1 pseudogene is annotated in these 646 nt (G+C 35.3%); it reads left to right on the forward strand.

Annotated elements, in window-relative coordinates:
* Positions 1-208 precede the first annotated feature (208 nt).
* A pseudogene (locus ACMHJW_RS14690) lies at positions 209-646 on the forward strand (hypothetical protein); the annotation flags it as partial.

Genomic DNA, 646 nt, shown 5'->3' on the forward strand with positions numbered 1-646 from the left:
CATCATCCTGGTTGGCAAGCATCAACGTTCGAGCCGTTGACAGGAACAAAGTTTAAAACAAGTTTAAACAACAATAAAAATGAATCTACTGAATAACGACATAATACTACGAAAAAACAAGGACGAAGATACTGTTTGGGTGTCTCAGCGTCTTGTTATGCAAGTATGTGGGGTTTCAGAGGAGCATTTGAGATGTAGAGTTCGCCCTATGTTTAAATCCTATTTAAAAGGATATAAAACAGGTGATTTCCTTCCAGATGTAAAAAAAGCATGGCGTTGGGCACGTGTAAAAGGGCAATTTTATTATGATTATGATAGAATACCAGACCGTAAGCCTACACATTACAGAAGTAAATTGGGTACAAAGTATGAGCTTTTACAACAGTATGAAGCTCTACTGAGTACCAATAAGAATAAAACAGCTGATTTAATTGAATCAGATATTTTGAAAAAGGTTGAAAGCTACATCAACAATAAGGATATAATCTATTATATGTATGATGCAGGAACAACTTTTGTCCAAACGGAAGCCGTGCAAATGGCAAGAGCCAAAGCTTGGTTTCTTTTCTTAGAAAATCAATTGGAAAATGATCGTTTCAAGCTGTTAGGAATACCTTTTAAAAATGATTTCTTTACGATTTGTGCG

This window comes from Empedobacter brevis, from assembly GCF_965118635.1.
Classification (GTDB): domain Bacteria; phylum Bacteroidota; class Bacteroidia; order Flavobacteriales; family Weeksellaceae; genus Empedobacter; species Empedobacter brevis_A.